This is a genomic window from Pectinatus haikarae, from assembly GCF_015732185.1.
GTDB lineage: Bacteria > Bacillota > Negativicutes > Selenomonadales > Selenomonadaceae > Pectinatus > Pectinatus haikarae.
The window spans coordinates 343,471-361,050 of record NZ_WIQM01000008.1; the positions used below are offsets into that span (position 1 = coordinate 343,471).

The following is a 17,580-nucleotide window of genomic DNA, read 5'->3' on the forward strand; positions in this document are numbered from 1 at the left end:
GAGGTATACTGTTATTTTAACAGACACAGGGGATTGCAAATACCGGTGTAAAAGGTGTAGAATTTTCGAGTGAGAAAAATTTCTGAATTAAGCTAAATTAGCAATTGTTTTATTATACACAGAAAATTATGCTGTACAATTTTGAAAGGGGAGATTCGTTTGCGCGGAATACGCGGTGCGATAACTGTAGAGAAAAATGATAGTGTGGAAATTTGTAATGCAGTACAGGAAATGCTGAAGGCTATTATTTCCGAAAATGAACTTGCTGCGAAAGATATAGGAGCAGCTATCTTTTCGGGCACGAATGATATAGATGCAGTTTTTCCGGCAGCTGCCGCACGCAAAATGAAAGGGTGGGATCTGGTGCCGCTTTTTGATGCACAGCAAATGACTGTGGATGGGAGCATAGAAAAATGCATCAGGGTTTTACTGCTGGTCGATACTGATAAACCGCAGGACGAAATAAGGCATATTTATCTGCGCCGTGCTAAAATGCTGAGACCTGATATTTTGAATAAATGATGCAAATATTGAAAAACGCATAATAATATAATATCCGGGACTTTTAGTTGAAGATAATATAAAAAAGAATTTGTTGTATAAATTTTTCATGAATGAATCAATATATATGATTGCATTTATGAAAGTTATATGTTAAAATATTTTTAACTTGAAAGTCGACTTACAAGTTAAAAGATTGAGGAATATATAATGCATATCGTAAAGACAAATGTTACACAGCAGGTGTTCGAGTATCTGAAGAAAAATATCGAAAGTGGTACTTGGCCGATCGGTTCAAAGATCCCATCAGAAAACAGATTGACGGAGCTTTTGGCAGTCAGCAGGTCCAGTATACGGCTGGCCATACAGCAGTGCATAGCACTGGAAGTTTTAGAAAGTCAGCATGGCAAGGGGACTTTTGTAAAGCGTAATGATATAAGCGGTATAATAGGCACAGTCAATACACTTAATGATGCCGATTACGATAATATATGCCAGGTACTGCAGTTTAGAGAAATTATCGAAAAAGAAAGCGCCTATTTAGCTGCAAATAATGCGAAAATGGTAAATCTGAAAAATCTGGAAGAATGTCTCGAAAAAATGAAAAAAAATATCAACAAATCAGATGAATTTGTGCGACAGGATATGCTTTTTCACAAGGAAATCTGCAGGGCATCAGGAAATAAGATTCTGGAGATGGCATTAAGTGATGTTTTAGAGAGAACAGCCAAAAATCATAAACAACTTAATGACCTCTTCGGTTATAAAGATGGAGTGTATTTTCATACGTTGCTTCTGGAAGCTATACGGTGTAAAGACGCAAAAAAGGCTAAACATATTATGAAAGCGCATATACGGCAGGCTATAGATAATTTGAAAACAGACTAGGTCTGTTTTCTTTTTGGGACGTCTTGTAGGACGACTTACAAATACAGGAATACTGGAGGAAGAACATGTCTACAATTATTACTGACATCAAGGTGATTTTGACTGCACCGGAAGGAATAAATCTCGTGGTGGTCAAAGTCGAAACTAATCAGGATGGATTGTACGGTCTTGGATGTGCGACATTTGCGTATCGGCATTTGGCTGTAAAATGCGTTATTGAAGAATATTTGAAACCGTTGTTAACGGGCAGGTGTGCTGAAAATATTGAAGATCTTTGGCAGCTTATGCATCAGAATGGCTATTGGCGCAATGGGCCGATAGAGAATAATGCTATTTCCGGTATCGATATGGCACTATGGGATATAAAAGGAAAAATGGCAAATATGCCATTATATCAGTTGTTTGGGGGAAAATGCAGAGAAGCAGTGCCTGTATATCGTCATGCAGACGGCAAGGATCTCGGTGAAATATGTGAGAATATTGAACGTTTTCAAGAAATGGGCATACGCTATATTCGCTGCCAATGCGGTGGCTACGGTGGGGCAGGTTATCATACGGCTCCCGAATATGCACCTGCCGGAGCTGCATCGGGAATTTATCTTGATGGCAGAAAATATATGAGAGATACTGTCAAACTTTTTGATGGGATTCGCAGCAGGCTGGGATTTGAGATCGAGCTGGTGCATGATGTACATGAACGCATATCTCCTCATGCGGCAGTACAAATGGTTAAGGAACTTGAACCGTACAAGTTGTTCTTTGTGGAAGATGCTATTCCTCTTGAACAGGGGGAATGGTACAGAAGACTGCGTGAACAAACAGTCACTCCGCTGGCACAGGGAGAACTTTTTAATAATCCTGCGGAATGGAGATATCTTATCACAGAAAGACTTATCGATTATATACGTGTTCATATCAGTCAGATTGGCGGTATTACACCGGCAAGAAAATTGCAGATTTTTGCAGAACAATTCGGAGTCAAAACTGCATGGCATGGTCCGGGTGATATGTCACCGCTGGCACATGCGGCAAATATACACATAGACTTATCGGCCGCTAATTTTGGAGTGCAGGAGTGGTCGGGGATAGAACCGCCGAATTTTGTAATTCAGAAACTAAAAGGCCCGCATGGAGCCCTCTTGGACGTTTTTCCGGGATTGCCGGAATTTAAAAATGGATATGTTTATGCCAATGATAAGCCGGGGCTGGGCATTGATCTTAACGAGAAAGAAGCTGCAAAATATTCTTGTGAAAACGCAGTAACAACATGGACGCAGACCAGAAATATAGATGGATCATTGCAGACACCATAAAATGAGAGGAACAGTAAATGATAACAGCAAAAGGACAAAGACCTTCAAAAGTGAGACTATTCATATTAGCGCTGCTCTTTATAGCCGTTGCTATAAATTATACTGACAGAGCGAATCTTTCTGTAGCCGGAGCGGCGATCCAAAAACAATTCGATCTGAGTTCCACAGAACTTGGCGTGCTGTTTTCGGCATTTACATGGTCATATGCTGCGGCTCAGGTTCCTGTGGGTGTTCTATTAGATAAAATTGGTGCACGTATTTTATATGGAATCGCTATAAGCGTATGGGGGCTGTTTACCTTTATCATGGCGTTCAGTGCACACGAAATGTTTGCCAGCGCGGGAGCCGCATTTGCATTTCTTATATTTTGCCGCATTTGTATAGGTATATCAGAAGGACCGGCATATCCGTGCAACACAAAAATTGCATCTTTGTGGTTTCCCAATAAGGAAAGAGCAAGGGCGATAAGCACATATTCATCGGCGCAATATATCGGACTGGCAGTTTTTACACCACTGCTTGCGATTATGGTGTCGACATGGGGCTGGCCCTGTGTATTTTACTTTTCAGGAGGAATCGCAATAATTTATGGAGCTATATGGTATGTTCTTTATCGTGATCCCAAAGACAGCAAAAAGGCAAATTTTCAAGAATTAGAATATATTAAAAACAATGGCGGATATAATCCGGAAATAGATTCCGCGGAAAAAATCACACAAAAAGTATCTTGGCGTGAAATATTTTATGTAATCAGGCAAAGGAGAGTGTGGGGAATCTTTGTAGCACAATTTGCGGCGTCATCCACGCTGTATTTCTTTTTAACATGGTTCATAATATATCTGCAGAAAGGTTTGAATCTGTCTATAGATAAGGCAGGGTTTATGGCCTGTGTTCCCTATATGATGGCGATGGGAGGCGTCTTGCTTGGCGGTACGGTCAGCGATATGCTGTTGAAGCATGGCAAAACTATAACTTTTGCAAGAAAGTGGCCAATGACTATCGGCATGATAATGTCGTCAATATTGTGCGCGGCAAACTACTTTGAGAATACTCCCCTAGTGGCAATAGGAATTTTATCAGTGGCCTTTTTTGCAAATGCAGGATCAAATCTTGGCTGGGTAGCGATGAGTGATATCATGCCAAAAAAAATGATGGGAACAGTAGGCGGTATTTTAAATTTATTCGGGAATTTTTCGGGAATTATTACACCTATTGTTTTTGGAGCATTACTGCAAAATTCGAATAATTTTCATATGGCAATGAATTATATTGCTGCGGTGGCTTTCTTTGGCGCAATTATATTTCATTTTGTAGTGGACAAATTGGAACCTGTAGAAATACCCGAACAATTATAAATAAAAATCAGTTGCGATTTATACAAAATTTTTAGATTTTTGACAAAAAAGTTAATATTTTACTTATTACTAAGGAGTGAATGATAATGAAAGAAGTTATTGTGACAGGTCCGCATAAGGCAGAAGTGCGTGATGTTCCAATGCCCAAAATTGAAAATAAACATGATGTACTGATAAAAATGCAATCAGCAGGTGTTTGCGGCAGCGATCATCATATTTATCATGGAACCAATCCCTGTTCAACATATCCGCGTATACCGGGACATGAAAATGCCGGTATTGTGACAGCGGTGGGCAGTGCAGTGACAACAGTAAAGAAGGGTGATCATGTAATAGTGGATCTCATTATGACATGCGGTGAATGTTATCAGTGTAAAATAGGGAGAAAAAATGTATGTGAAAGTGTACGGGTGAGAGGTTCTGGGGCTGATGGAGGGTGGAGAGAGTATTTTACAGCACCGGAAACTGAAGTTTATAAAATAAATGATAAGGTGCCATGGAAAGATGCTGCGCTGACAGAGCCGTTTGCTATAGGTGCACATTGCACGAACCGAGGGCGTGTAACCGCTGATGATGTAGTGTTTATACTGGGAACAGGAACGATAGGTTCTATTATTTTGCAGACCTGTAAGGCTAAAGGCTGCAAAACGGTTATATGCTGCGACGTCAGTGACAGCTCACTTGAACGGGCAAAGAAATACGGTGCAGACTATGTAATAAATTCCAAAAGGGAGAATTTATTGGAACGCATACAAACGATAACCAAAGGACGTGGGGTGACAATAGCTTTTGATTCTGCATGCTTCAAGGGGTCACTGACATTAGTCATGCAGCCGGGGATTGTATGTAATGCCGGCCGAATCGTTCCAATGGGATTTGTCACAGAACCCGAATCCATTACACAGGCGATGATAAATCAAAGAGAAATAGATATTATAGGATCCAGAATGTCCTGCTGTCAGTTTGAGCCGACAATAAAACACATAGAAAATGGTGATTTTGATTTAGAAGGAATAGCAACTAATTTTATTAAATTCAGCAATATACAGGAAGTTTTCTATCATATGGAACATCCTGATCCTTCTGTTAAAAAAATGGTAATACTTTTTGATGAATAATAAAATCTTAAAAATATTCGAGATTGGATGTTATATATAATATTAATTTTATTGATGGGTGTGACGAAGATGAATTTATTTGATATAAAAAATAAAAAGGCAATTGTGACGGGCAGTACAAGAGGATTGGGTTACAGTATGGCGGAAGGATTGATGCAGGCCGGAGCAGAGGTGGTTATCGTAGGAACATCAGATAAAGTATACGATGTAGCTGAAAAATTCTGCAAGAATGGATTTAGATGTCACGGAGTAAAGGGTAATTTTGAAAAACGAGAAGAAGTTTACAATGTTTTTAGGCAGGCTGTGGAAAAACTTTCCGGTGAATTGGATATTCTTGTGACTTCGCATGGCATTCAGCGCAGATATAGTGCGGAAGTATTTCCCGTGGAAGAATGGGACAAGGTTCTTAATGTAAATTTAAATTCGGTGTTTATTCTCTGCCAGGAAGCAGCTAAAATAATGCTGAAAAAAGGTTATGGGAAAATAGTCACAATAGCATCAATGGTTTCTTTTTTTGGAGGACAAACTGTACCGGCATATTCTGCAGCCAAAGGAGGAATCGCTCAAATGACGAAAGAAATGAGTAACGATTGGCTGGCGAGAGGAATAAATATTAATGCTATTGCGCCTGGTTATATGGCTACAGAAATGAATGAGGCTTTGCTGGATAAAAATAATCCACGGTATAAAGAAATAACGGATCGGATACCGGCGCACAGATGGGGAACAGGTGAAGATATGAAGGGTCCATGCAATTTTCTTTGTTCGCGGGCCAGTGATTATTTAGGCGGGGCAATTATTCCTGTTGATGGTGGATATTTAGTAAAGTAACAAGCTATTAAAGCGGATAGAGAGGAATGTAAAATGCATTCCTCTCTATTTGTATTATCTTTTCCTTGCAATATTAATACTAGTATGGTAGTATACCTATATGAAAGACACTTAATTAAGAATATTGTTTATCTATAGAATATTAAATGGGGGCATGAAAATGCGATTTACTTTTCGTTGGTATGGAGAAAAGGATGATCAAATAAGCTTACAGCAGATTGGGCAGATACCGGGGATGGATGGTATCGTCGGGGCATTGTTTGATATTCCGGTGGGAGAAGTGTGGCCGCTGGAACCCTTGCGGGAAATAAAAAGACAGGCTGAAAAGAATAATTTATATTTTAAAGATATTGAAAGTATCAATGTGCATGAAGATATAAAATTGGGTCTGCCCGGTCGTGATAAATACATAGAAAATTACATTTTATCACTGCGTAATGCTGCAAAGGCAGGAGTTGAGGTAGTCTGCTACAATTTCATGCCTGTATTCGACTGGACACGCACGGATCTTGCAAAACCGTTATATGATGGATCTACAGCATTGGCTTACGATTATCATCTTATTGCAGGCAAAAAACCACAGGATATGGCAAAAGAAATTTTGGATAACAGCAATGGCTTTGTTTTGCCCGGCTGGGAACCGGAGCGTTTGGCACAATTGACAGAGCTGTTCAATCAGTATGATGGCATGGATGAGGATGATCTGCGGGACAATCTGAAGTACTTTCTGCAGGCGGTAGTGCCGGAAGCAGAAAATTGCGGTATAAAAATGGCTATACATCCGGATGATCCGCCGATCTCCGTTTTTGGACTGCCGCGCATAGTAAAAAATGAAAAAGATCTGGATAAAATAGCTGCTATGGTGGATAGTGAAAGCAATGGATTTACCATTTGCACCGGTTCGTTGGGATCTAATTTAAAAAATGATATTCCGCATATAATCCGCAAGTTTGGCAGACAAAAGAGGATCGCTTTTATGCATGTGCGCAATATACAGGTGCATGAACCATGGGTGTTCAATGAAGTGGCGCATAAATCAAAACATGGGTCATTGGATATATTTGAGATTATGAAAGCTATATATGATATAGATTTTGACGGACCAATACGCCCTGACCACGGGCGCATGATCTGGGATGAAAAAGGCCGGCCCGGATATGGGTTGTTTGACAGAGCTTTAGGTGTGAATTATTTGTGCGGATTATGGGATGCAATCAATCGCATATGTGGGAGAAAGTAAAGGAGGTTTTGTATGCTGCAGTTAAATAGAAAAAATGTTGCTGCATATAGGGAACAATGGGAAGATGCAGGTATAAAAACGTATAATTTTTCTGATAGTGAGGTTATTGAAAAAACTGAATCAAAGCCGCAATGGCTGCATTTTGGCGGGGGAAATATATTTCGTGCATTTATAGCCCGCCTGCAGCAGGAGCTTTTGGAAAGAAATCTGGCAGCAACTGGTATTATAGTCGCTACAACTCATAATAAGGAAGTAATAACTAAACTGTATCGCCCTTATGACAACCTGAGTGTAGCGGTGACCATGCACGCAAATGGTGATTTTACAAAAAAAATTATTGGCAATATAACGGAAGCACTTGTTTGCGATTCAGCGGAAGAAGATGACTGGCAGCGTCTGAAAGAAATAATCGCGGCACCGTCGCTGCAGATAGTAAGTTTCACAATTACGGAAAAAGCATATAAATTAAAGGACCATAACGGAAATTATTTTGAAGATGCAGCAGAAGATATGAAGAAGGGCCCTGAAAATCCGCAAAGTCCAATGGGGTGCATAACATCTTTACTCTATACACGGTATAAGGGCGGCGGACAACCGATAGCTTTTCTAAGCTTGGATAATTGTTCACACAATGGCGATAAAATAAAAGAGGCAGTACTACATTTTGCTGAAACATGGGAAAAGAATAAACTGATTTGTTCAGGATTTTCTGCATATATCAATGACAAGAATAAAGTCGCGTTTCCTTGGAGTATGATTGATAAAATCACACCACAACCGTCTGAGAAAGTTCGCATACATTTAAAAAAATGCGGTTTTAAAAATGCCGATGCGATTCATACGGAAAAAAGTGAGTGCTCATTATTCGTTAATGCTGAAAAAACGGAATATCTTGTTATAGAAGATAAATTTCCCAACGGGCGGCCTCCATTAGAAAAGGCAGGGGTTATTTTTACAGATAAAGATACGGTGGATAAAATTGAACATATGAAGGTGTGCACTTGCCTTAATCCGCTGCATACGGCATTGGCTGTATACGGTTGTCTGCTGGGATATACTCTGATAGCCGATGAAATGAAAGATGTGGAATTGAAAAAATTCATTGAGCTTATAGGATATAAAGAGGGTCTGCCTGTTGTAACAGATCCTAAAGTTCTTAATCCGAAGAAGTTCATTGATGAAGTCATAAAAGAACGTTTCAATAATCCTAATGTACCTGATACACCGCAGCGTATAGCATCTGATACTTCTCAAAAAGTGGGTATTCGCTTTGGCGAAACAATAAAAGCCCACGGGAAAAAAGCGGCGGAACTTGAATATATTCCGCTTGCCATAGCAGGCTGGTGCAGGTATTTATTAGGGATAGATGATGCAGGGAATGTTTTCACTCCCAGTCCTGATCCCTTGCTCAAATACCTACAAGATAATTTGACAGGCATAAAAGTGGGTGAACCAGATACAGCAAAAGGGAAATTGACAGAAATTTTGTCAAATAAAAATATTTTCGGCATTAATCTTTATGAGGTTGATTTGGGCAAAAAAGTGGAAAAGTATTTTGGTGAATTAATCTCAGGGAAAAATGCAGTAAGAAATGTTCTAAAAAAATATGTCCGGTAAATTTAAGGGGGAAATAATAAGTATGAAAGCAATTGTAATTGAAAAACCAGGTGAAATTAATATTATTGACAGAGAAATACCAAATATAACGACAAACCAAGTGCTAATAAAAGTGAAAGCGGCAGGCATATGCGGCTCTGATGTTCATATATATCATGGAAAAAATGCTTTTGCAACTTATCCGCGAGTTGTAGGACATGAATTTGTAGGAGAAATCGTAAAAATAGGTAAAGATGTAAAAGGATTTCAGGAAGGTGATCGTGTAGCTGTTGATCCTGTAGTCTCATGTGGGGAATGTTATCCTTGTAAAATCGGACGTCATAATGTATGTAGGAACCTTCAAGTAATGGGAGTTCATATGGACGGGGGATTTCAAGAGTATGTGGCTGTTGAATATCAGCAATTATACAAATTGCCTGAAAATATTCCATGGGAAATAGCTGCGACAGTGGAACCTTTTTCAATAGGTGCACAGGTTGCTCATCGTGGACGTTTGAGTGCGAGTGATACGGTCCTTATTTGTGGAGCTGGTCCTATAGGATTAATTATATTACAAGTTGCAAAAATGAAAGGTGCTAAAGTAGCTATACTGGATATTGTTGAGACACGTTTGAAAAAAGCTAAAGAGTTAGGAGCGGATAAGACTATTAATGGAAAAGAAAAAAATATCACAGAAGCAATTAATGAATTTACAAATGGTGAAGGTGTGAATTTGATTTATGAAGCTACGGGTAACAAAAATATATTGCAAACATGTATACGGGAATTGCCATCACCGGCTGGACGGATTGTTGTATTAGGTTTTACTACAGATGAACTTTCATTTCGTCAGGTTGATATTATGAGCCGTGAATTGGAAATTATAGGGACACGGTTGAATAATCATCGATTTGCTGAAGTAATAGAATGGTTTAAACAGAATAGGGTTCAACAAAAGGAAATTATTACGCACACATTTCCATTTGAAAAAGCAAAAAATGCTTTTAAATTAAATGATGAAAAACCGGAAGAAGTTTTTAAAATTATACTTACTTTTTAATTTGTAATTATCCATATATATAACAGCAAATATTAATTGAATAATGAGAGGCGGTAGTATTTTGAACCCAAAAAGTAACTATCAAATTGAAACACGAGAATTGGTAAAAGTTGCTGCAAGTGGATGGTTGGGAACAGCAATGGAATTTATGGATTTTCAGTTATATTCTCTTGCCGCAGCCATTGTATTTACAGAAATATTTTTCCCGAATACTGACCCTGCCATGGGACTCATAATGTCCATGGGAACCTATGGCGCAGGCTACATTGCCAGATTGGTCGGAGCATGTATTTTCGGAAGAATGGGAGATAAACTGGGCCGGCGGACGGTGCTTTTTGCAACTATAACTTTAATGGGATTGGCATCTACTCTTATCGGTTTTTTGCCCACATATCAAGAGGTAGGTGTATTAGCTCCTATTGGATTGGTAGTTTTACGTATTTTTCAAGGATTGGGTGCTGGGGCAGAGATCAGTAGTGCAGGAGTTATGGTAGCGGAATTTTGTGAAACAAAACGAAGAGGGTTAATTGGCAGTTTAGTTTGTTTGGGAACATCATCAGGAACTTTATTGGCTAATTTAATCTGGACAATTATCTTGATGACAATAAATAGAGAAGACGTACTCACATGGGGGTGGAGAATCCCATTTTATGCATCCTTTGTAGTAATGATAGTTGCAATTTTGATAAGACTTTTTGTAAAAGAAAGTCCTGTTATGGCAGAAAAAAAGAAATTACTGGAAGTTGAGCGTGCAAAAAAAGTAACTGAAATAACTGATGTACAACGGAGTAATACAAAAGGTAAAAAAAGCTTTGCGGTTGCTCTGGGACTGCGTTTTGGACAGGCCGGTAATAGTGGATTGCTGCAAACTTATTTGGCAGGATTCATTGTAACAGTTCTTGCTGTTCAAAAGACAGTTGCGACAGATGCCAATATTATTTCATCACTTGTTTCATTTGTAACAATACCTATAGTAGGTTACTTAGGCGATCGATTTGGAAGAAGAAAAATGTATATGATTTTGTCATTAGCCATGGCATTTTATGCTGTCCCGATGATGATTATGATAAACTCAAAGGATACATTAACATTGACAATAGCGATGATTATAGGATTGAATGTTGGCGTACAAGGTTTATTTGCATTAGAAAACGTAACTTTGTCGGAATTATTTGGAGCTAAAAATAGAGTAACGCTTGTATCTTTGGCAAAAGAAATAGCAGGGCTTATCGCCACAGGGTTCGGACCGCTAATTGCTGCAGGATGGGTATCGTCAACGACAGGAAGTTGGTGGCCTATTGCTATTATGATTATAATATTTTCATTATCAAGTTTTTGGAGTGCTTATGCGGCAGAGGATGTAACGGGACGAGATTTAAATAAATTAGATGATGCTATGTAAGATATAAAAAATTGTCTCATTAGCAGCAGAATATTTCATAAATATTGTTTTTATGAAATATTCTGCTGTTTTTGTTCATATTAAATTATAGATATTTTAGGTTCAGAAGGCTACAAAATGGCAAATAGAAATCAGATCTGTACTTGACTTCATGATAGACTATAATATACTAGTATTATAGTTTTTTATTAATACGAAAATACATACTAACGGAGTAACTTAATGATAGATTTAAAAATATCGGAAGCAAAAGAGAAAGAATCTGTTCGGGAATACGCATATCGTGTTTTACGGGAAAATATATTGAACCTGACCTTGGTACCGGGGACGGCTGTATCAGAGAAGGAGATTTCAGATATCCTGTCAATAAGCCGGACTCCTGCCAGGGAGGCTTTTATTCGTTTGGCGCAGGAGGGACTCTTGGAAATATTACCACAGCGTGGGTCGTATATTTCAAAGATAGATACAGAACAGATCGCTGAATTTCGTTTTTTGCGTGTGACTATGGAGCAGGCGGTTATCAGGCTGGCATGCAGATATTTTCCGGACGAATTTAAAAGGAAATTGATAGAATGCCTTGAGGAACAGCGTTTATGTGTGGCAAATAAGAATTATGAAAGATTTTTCAAGCTGGATAATATGATGCATGATATTATATTCACCGGCTGTGAAAAACCACATATATGGAAAATTATTCAGGAGGCAAATTTAAATTATATACGGGCGCGTGTGCTTGACTTGTCTTCTAAGCAGAGCGAGATAGAGCTTTTATTTAGTCAGCATGAGGAAATTGTTAAATCAATAATAAACGCTGATGAGGAGCTGGGGTATGAGATCATAACAAAACATGTAAATAAGGTCATAAGTGATGTTCATGAGCTGCAGGAAAAATATATAGAGCTTTTTAAATAAAAAAACAATGTACTTATTATAAAATTGCTTCCTATATAATAGGTACGTTGTTTTTCTCATAAACGCAGAACATTCAGCAGAGAATCGCCATTTTGTTTGAGCCAAAGGCGATGCGCTTCAAATGAAGGATCATACTTTTTGACTATTTGCCAGAAGCTTGCGGAATGATTCATTTGCAGCAGATGGGCTGTTTCGTGGATAACCAGATAATCAATTATCGCAGGAGGAGCCATCATTATACGCCAGTTATAATTAATGTTGTGTCTGGCGGAACAGCTGCCCCAGCGGCTTTTTTGATCACGGATCGTTATGTGTAAAACAGCTACCTGCATTTCCTCAGCCCAAAATGCAGTTCGCTGTGAAAGATGGAGTCGGGCCTGTTCCTTATACCAGGGAACAAAAATATCACTTAATGGCAAAAAAATACTGCCCTCATATTTTACAATGACTTTTTCTCCGCTTACTTTTATGAGCGGCGGGGTACTTGCAAAAATGCGTTCTATATACAGGGGGGCGCCCTTGTATGTTATATATTTGTCATTGATAGGGGCATTGAGGGAAAGCTCTTCATAAGTCTGATCCTTTTTTTTTATCCAATCGGCATATCTGTATAAAATTTTGTATACTTCTTCATCAGTGGTATTATGGGGTGTTTTTATTAAAATATTACCGTGTGCTTTTAGAGCAATCGTTATTGTTTTTCTTTTTTGGCGCTCTTGTTTAAAAGTAAATAATTTATCGCCAAGTTTTATGCGCGGCATGCGGAATATCACCTTTTTCATAGCAGATTATCAATGGTACAGTTTTTGCAAAAATATATGATCGTTTTGCAGGAAAGTTTATAACACTATAATAAAATTGTTTTCTATTTTTTACAATATGTTATAATAATATTATACAATATAATCAATAAATAATGTCTTTCAATAGGCTGCGAATGTTTATTCAGGTGATGTTTTATACTGAAAGAAGGCTGAAAAGATTTTATTCGTGGGGGGTAGACTTATGAAGTATGTCATTTTAGGTGCCGGGGGAACAGGTGCCTGTATAGGCGGCTTCTTGGCAGCGGCAGGCAAGGATGTCACATTTATTGCCCGCGGACGTCACTTACAGGCAATGAATGAAAATGGGCTTATTATACATTCCGATAAAAAGGGCGAAATGCATTTAAAAAATATAAAGGCGATGAGTACCGAAGAATATAAGAGCAAGGCGGATGTTGTTTTTGTCAGCGTAAAGGGATATTCACTTGATGAAGTAGTTCCTTTTCTAAAGAAAGCGGCGGACAGGCATACTATCATTATTCCTATATTGAATATTTTCGGTACGGGTAAAGTATTAGCTGAAAAACTGCCTGGAAAAAATGTTTTAGAAGGGTGTATCTATATTGTTGCGTGGGTTTCTGCTCCCGGAGAGATAACACAAAGAAGTGATATTTTCAGAGTGGTCTACGGAACACGCGGGGAAACAGGCTTGCGTGTCCAGCTTGACAAAATCGCAGCCGATTTGCTTACTGCGGGTATCGCTCCTGTTGTTTCGCAAAATATTGCCGAGGATACATATAGAAAGTTTACCTTTGTTTCACCAATGGCCGCTGTAGGAGCTTATTATGATGTTACAGCTGAGGCTATGCAAAATAACGGAGAGTATCGCAGTGAGTTTTCTGCTGCCGTGAGTGAGACACTTGATGTAGGCAGAGCGATGGGGCTTAATCTGGATAGTGCTCTTTTGAATAAGAACTTATCTATTATGGATGCACTTACACCGGAAACAACGGCATCTATGCAAAAAGATTTGAAAAAAGGCGGCAAATCAGAGATCGATGGATTGGTTTTCGAGGTTGTCCGAATGGCTGAACGTTTTGGTGTGGCAGTTCCGTGTTATACTAAAATCGCAAAAAAGTTTGGCTTTAAAAATTGAGTAATAAAGAGTGTGGCTGATATTTATACGGCCACACTTTATTTTCGTTGCCGGAAATTAAAAGAATGCAGTTGACAGGAGGACAGGCAGTTAAGTGGAGGCAGTGCTTTTATTTATTATAGGTATAGGCGTGGGGGCTTTTGGCACTCTTGTTGGTATTGGCGGGGGACTTATAATGGTTCCGCTTTTTGTACTGGTTATGACAGGCAAAGCGGATGCACCACCCAGCTTTTTCAACACGTTTCACACCGTTTCACAGGCAGTGGGAACATCTCTGGTGGGAATATTTTTAAATACACTTTCAGGCACGCTTGCTTATATAAAACAAAAAAAAGTTTATTTTGATGCGGCAATTCCTTTTGCTGCTGCGACTTTACCGGGAGCGTTTATCGGAAGTTACGTTGATGATTACTTTACAGGAGAGCTTTTCGATATGCTTTTTGGCGTAATGCTAATAATTTTATCTGTGATTATGTATTGGAAATCTTCGGCTGCCAAAGCTAAGGTAGAATACTTTGACAAGGAGAATTTCAAATATTCCAAGAAGCTGGGTATCTTTATAAGCATATTTGTAGGTTTTTTATCCAGTGTGCTGGGAATAGGCGGCGGGGTTATACATGTGCCCTTGATGATATATGTTTTATCTTTTCCTCCGCATGTTGCCACTGCTACATCTCATTTTATATTGGCAATATCTTCTTTTGCTGGATCTATATCGCATATTATGCTCAATCATGTCGTTTGGCAGCCAGCAATAGCTATCGGCGGCGGAACGGCAGTCGGTGCTCAGCTGGGAGCCAGTATATCGCAGAAAACTAAACCACGTATAATAGTCGTTTTGCTTTCTGCGGTCATGTGCATACTCGGGGTGAAATTGATTCTAATGGCCGGAATCAGATGAGACAGCAAAATAAAATAAGCATAAACAGCAAAAGCTGTTTATGCTTATTTTATTTTGCTGCGCAGGAAGACTCAGCCTATTTTGAGATTGGATTTTGCCTGACATTCGGGACAGACTCCGTAAAAATAGAACTGCTGGCCGGAAAGGTCATAAGAGGTGTTTTCAGCTACTGCCTTTATGGCAGGGGAAAAATCAAACTGCATTATGTCCTCCACTTTATTGCAGACCGTGCAGCGAATATGGGGATGCAGTTCTACTACTGCATCATACCGAAGACTGTCTTCGCCGACATTGATAACCTGAATAAGCCCTATCTCTTTTAGAATATCGATAGTTTTGTAAATCGTAGCTAAACTCATTGTCGGATAATATGGCTGCAATTTATTGAAAATCATTTCAGCATTAGGGTGTGCCTTTGTATTGCAGAGTACGTTATATATGGCTAACCGCTGCGGAGTTACTTTGAATCCTTTTTTTCGTAACAACGCCGTTACTTTTTTGGCATCCATCATAATGTTCATGCGTCCTTTCGTAAAAAGATAAAATTAATTGTAAGTAATAGTTATTATTAGTAGACTTATACTATGTTATTATTCTAATAAAAACAAAGCTGTGTGTCAATATTTATAGATAAATTTTTATACTAAATAATAATTATCTACAAGAAAAATATGAAAGAGATTTATTTAATAATAAAAACAATTTTTGGAGAATATAATTCCCTGATATTGCAGGGATATTATTTATGCCATTATAATTGACAAGTTTCAAAAAAAATGATATCCTATATATCGTTGCCAATAGAAAATTGTATTGTTGAGAGCATTTGGAGAGTTGTCCGAGTGGTTGAAGGAGCACGCCTGGAAAGCGTGTGTGCGGGAAACTGTACCGAGGGTTCGAATCCCTCACTCTCCGCCATTGAAATCAAGGCTTCTGGCGTTTTTGTCGGAGGCTTTTTTGTGCGCATTAAATAGTTAAGTGTGTGAAAATGCACTGAATAAAAATATATCCGCTGGCGAAGTGAACAATATACTAATCTTTGAATATGAATGAAAGGTCTAACTGCGTTTATACAACTCATTATGCAGTTTCCTGTATTTATAAGTTGCAGCCTTATTCAATAGCAGATAAATTCAAACTGTTTAGCTATAAGATTAATTTGTAATGCCATTATAGATTTTTATTGCAAAAATTTAATGATAATGATATACTAAGCCTACCGAAATCTAATAAATGTTTTTGTGCGATGAAGCCTGTTAACAAAACAGCAATATTCTGTAGTTATTGCTGTTTTGTTAACAGGCTTTTATTTTCGGAAAATATATTGGGAGTGAAAATTATGTTAAAAAGCAAAATTTTAAAGGCCGCAGCATTATCCGGTGCACTATTCTTTGCGATTTTGGGGACTGGCTGCGGAGCCGGCGGTTCCGATACGATCAAGATTGGCGGAGATCTTGAACTGACAGGAAATAATGCATCTTACGGAACCTCAACAGCCAATGGTGCGCAGCTTGCCTTTGACGAAATAAATACGGCAGGCGGTATTGACGGCAAAAAAATTGAATTCATAAAAGCAGATAATAAATCAGAACCCGCAGAAGCTGCAAATGCTATTACAAAATTGATCTCATCAGACAAGGTATCTGTTATTCTCGGCGCATGCACATCGTCAAATACAATGGCAATCACGCAAATTGCTAATGATAGTAAAATTCCTCTTGTAAGTTCATTTTCCACTAATGCAAAGGTTACCGTAAGCGATGATGGCAAGGTTAATCCTTATGTGTACCGCGTCTGCTTTATTGATCCATTTCAGGGCACTGTAATGGGGAATTTTGCTACAAATACATTGAAAGTAAAAAAAGTTGCCGTGTATATCGACAACAGTTCCGATTACTCTAAGGGGCTTGCACATTTCTTCGAAGAAGGCTTCACTAAAAACGGCGGGCAGATTGTAGCCGAAGAAGCATATTTGCAGAAAGACAGTGATTTTAAAGCAACATTGACAAAAATTGCGGCAACAAATCCTGATATGATTTATGTCCCGGGATATTATGAAGAAGTGGGCAAAATAATAAAGCAGGCACGTGATCTTGGTATAACAGTGCCAATAACCGGCGGAGACGGATGGGACAGCAGCAAGCTGGTTGATATTGCCGGAGCAGATGCTTTGAATAATACTTATTTTACGAATCATTATTCTGTCCAGAATAAAACACCGGAAGCAGATAAATTTATTACGGCGTACAAAGATAAATATAAACAGGATCCTGACGCAGCGGCAGTCCTTGGCTATGATGCAGCAACTATGATCATAGATGCTATAAAACGAGCAGGCAGCGCCGATCCAGAAAAAATAAATACGGCTCTTGCGGCTACTAAAGATTTGCAGCTGGTTTCTGGTAAAATTACAATAGACAAAGATCACAATCCGGTAAAGCAGGCTGTTATAATAGAATTCAAAGATGGTAAACAGACTTTCAAACAGGCTATATCACCGGAATGACGGATTTCCTGAGGTGAATAGTGAGCAATAGGCGCAT

At 38.7% G+C, this 17,580-nt stretch carries 16 protein-coding genes and 1 tRNA gene; 15 read left to right on the plus strand and 2 right to left on the minus strand.

The features are described 5' to 3' along the window. The first annotated feature begins 159 nt into the window (after window positions 1-159). The 11 genes from aroH (at window position 160) to I6758_RS05860 (ending at window position 12,216) form a co-directional block, all read left to right on the plus strand. Complete coding sequence (gene aroH / locus I6758_RS05810; protein ID WP_196604251.1) at window positions 160-522, plus strand: chorismate mutase; 363 nt, start codon at window positions 160-162, stop codon at window positions 520-522. A gap of 189 nt (window positions 523-711) precedes the next feature. Continuing rightward, window positions 712-1,389 carry a FadR/GntR family transcriptional regulator gene (locus tag I6758_RS05815; protein ID WP_196604252.1) on the plus strand — a complete coding sequence of 226 codons (678 nt, stop codon included), beginning with the start codon at window positions 712-714 and terminating at the stop codon, window positions 1,387-1,389. Window positions 1,390-1,454: 65 nt separating this feature from the next. Next, complete coding sequence (locus tag I6758_RS05820) at window positions 1,455-2,702, plus strand: enolase C-terminal domain-like protein (RefSeq protein ID WP_196604253.1); 1,248 nt, start codon at window positions 1,455-1,457, stop codon at window positions 2,700-2,702. 17 nt (window positions 2,703-2,719) lie between these two features. Then, on the plus strand, window positions 2,720-4,057 hold the full coding sequence (locus I6758_RS05825) for an MFS transporter (protein WP_196604254.1): 1,338 nt from the start codon (window positions 2,720-2,722) through the stop codon (window positions 4,055-4,057). A gap of 86 nt (window positions 4,058-4,143) precedes the next feature. Next, window positions 4,144-5,175, plus strand: a complete 1,032-nt coding sequence (locus I6758_RS05830) for an alcohol dehydrogenase catalytic domain-containing protein (RefSeq protein WP_196604255.1) — start codon at window positions 4,144-4,146, stop codon at window positions 5,173-5,175. A gap of 69 nt (window positions 5,176-5,244) precedes the next feature. Continuing rightward, window positions 5,245-6,006 (plus strand): SDR family oxidoreductase, encoded by a 762-nt coding sequence (locus tag I6758_RS05835; protein ID WP_196604256.1) that lies wholly within the window; start codon window positions 5,245-5,247, stop codon window positions 6,004-6,006. Window positions 6,007-6,166: 160 nt separating this feature from the next. Continuing rightward, window positions 6,167-7,246 carry a mannonate dehydratase gene (gene uxuA / locus I6758_RS05840; protein ID WP_196604257.1) on the plus strand — a complete coding sequence of 360 codons (1,080 nt, stop codon included), beginning with the start codon at window positions 6,167-6,169 and terminating at the stop codon, window positions 7,244-7,246. 12 nt (window positions 7,247-7,258) lie between these two features. Next, window positions 7,259-8,863 carry a mannitol dehydrogenase family protein gene (locus I6758_RS05845; RefSeq protein WP_231038532.1) on the plus strand — a complete coding sequence of 535 codons (1,605 nt, stop codon included), beginning with the start codon at window positions 7,259-7,261 and terminating at the stop codon, window positions 8,861-8,863. 22 nt (window positions 8,864-8,885) lie between these two features. Further along, the gene (locus I6758_RS05850) at window positions 8,886-9,902 is read left to right on the plus strand and encodes a zinc-binding alcohol dehydrogenase family protein (protein WP_196604258.1); all 1,017 of its coding nucleotides are present in this window, start codon (window positions 8,886-8,888) and stop codon (window positions 9,900-9,902) included. 61 nt (window positions 9,903-9,963) lie between these two features. Continuing rightward, the gene (locus I6758_RS05855) at window positions 9,964-11,304 is read left to right on the plus strand and encodes an MFS transporter (RefSeq protein WP_231038533.1); all 1,341 of its coding nucleotides are present in this window, start codon (window positions 9,964-9,966) and stop codon (window positions 11,302-11,304) included. A gap of 222 nt (window positions 11,305-11,526) precedes the next feature. Further along, entirely contained in the window at window positions 11,527-12,216 is a 690-nt protein-coding gene (locus tag I6758_RS05860; protein WP_196604260.1) for a GntR family transcriptional regulator, read from the plus strand. Between the two features lie 56 nt (window positions 12,217-12,272). On the opposite strand, the gene I6758_RS05865 is transcribed toward I6758_RS05860, so the two are convergent. Beyond that, window positions 12,273-12,977 carry a M48 family metallopeptidase gene (locus I6758_RS05865; RefSeq protein ID WP_196604261.1) on the minus strand — a complete coding sequence of 235 codons (705 nt, stop codon included), beginning with the start codon at window positions 12,975-12,977 and terminating at the stop codon, window positions 12,273-12,275. Window positions 12,978-13,221: 244 nt separating this feature from the next. Between I6758_RS05865 and I6758_RS05870 the strand changes: the two genes are divergently transcribed. Continuing rightward, window positions 13,222-14,136 carry a ketopantoate reductase family protein gene (locus tag I6758_RS05870; protein WP_196604262.1) on the plus strand — a complete coding sequence of 305 codons (915 nt, stop codon included), beginning with the start codon at window positions 13,222-13,224 and terminating at the stop codon, window positions 14,134-14,136. A 94-nt stretch (window positions 14,137-14,230) separates the two neighbouring features. Further along, on the plus strand, window positions 14,231-15,037 hold the full coding sequence (locus tag I6758_RS05875; protein WP_196604263.1) for a sulfite exporter TauE/SafE family protein: 807 nt from the start codon (window positions 14,231-14,233) through the stop codon (window positions 15,035-15,037). Window positions 15,038-15,108: 71 nt separating this feature from the next. Here I6758_RS05875 and I6758_RS05880 read toward each other — a convergent pair whose 3' ends face one another. After that, window positions 15,109-15,549, minus strand: a complete 441-nt coding sequence (locus tag I6758_RS05880) for a transcriptional regulator PerR (RefSeq protein ID WP_196604264.1) — start codon at window positions 15,547-15,549, stop codon at window positions 15,109-15,111. A 316-nt stretch (window positions 15,550-15,865) separates the two neighbouring features. On the opposite strand from I6758_RS05880, the gene I6758_RS05885 reads away from it, so the two are divergent. Further along, window positions 15,866-15,955, plus strand: a tRNA-Ser gene (locus tag I6758_RS05885). A gap of 421 nt (window positions 15,956-16,376) precedes the next feature. Then, on the plus strand, window positions 16,377-17,543 hold the full coding sequence (locus tag I6758_RS05890) for an ABC transporter substrate-binding protein (protein WP_196604265.1): 1,167 nt from the start codon (window positions 16,377-16,379) through the stop codon (window positions 17,541-17,543). Window positions 17,544-17,580 lie beyond the last annotated feature (37 nt).

Bases quoted from the DNA above. Each gene is read 5' to 3' on its own strand.
- I6758_RS05820 (WP_196604253.1), top strand. From the start codon at position 1,455: ATGTCTACAATTATTACTGACATCAAGGTGATTTTGACTGCACCGGAA.
- I6758_RS05870 (WP_196604262.1), top strand. From the start codon at position 13,222: ATGAAGTATGTCATTTTAGGTGCCGGGGGAACAGGTGCCTGTATAGGC.
- I6758_RS05880 (WP_196604264.1), bottom strand. From the start codon at position 15,549: ATGATGGATGCCAAAAAAGTAACGGCGTTGTTACGAAAAAAAGGATTC.
- I6758_RS05825 (WP_196604254.1), top strand. From the start codon at position 2,720: ATGATAACAGCAAAAGGACAAAGACCTTCAAAAGTGAGACTATTCATA.
- I6758_RS05860 (WP_196604260.1), top strand. From the start codon at position 11,527: ATGATAGATTTAAAAATATCGGAAGCAAAAGAGAAAGAATCTGTTCGG.
- I6758_RS05850 (WP_196604258.1), top strand. From the start codon at position 8,886: ATGAAAGCAATTGTAATTGAAAAACCAGGTGAAATTAATATTATTGAC.
- I6758_RS05835 (WP_196604256.1), top strand. From the start codon at position 5,245: ATGAATTTATTTGATATAAAAAATAAAAAGGCAATTGTGACGGGCAGT.
- I6758_RS05845 (WP_231038532.1), top strand. From the start codon at position 7,259: ATGCTGCAGTTAAATAGAAAAAATGTTGCTGCATATAGGGAACAATGG.
- I6758_RS05890 (WP_196604265.1), top strand. From the start codon at position 16,377: ATGTTAAAAAGCAAAATTTTAAAGGCCGCAGCATTATCCGGTGCACTA.
- I6758_RS05815 (WP_196604252.1), top strand. From the start codon at position 712: ATGCATATCGTAAAGACAAATGTTACACAGCAGGTGTTCGAGTATCTG.
- I6758_RS05830 (WP_196604255.1), top strand. From the start codon at position 4,144: ATGAAAGAAGTTATTGTGACAGGTCCGCATAAGGCAGAAGTGCGTGAT.
- uxuA (WP_196604257.1), top strand. From the start codon at position 6,167: ATGCGATTTACTTTTCGTTGGTATGGAGAAAAGGATGATCAAATAAGC.
- I6758_RS05865 (WP_196604261.1), bottom strand. From the start codon at position 12,977: ATGCCGCGCATAAAACTTGGCGATAAATTATTTACTTTTAAACAAGAG.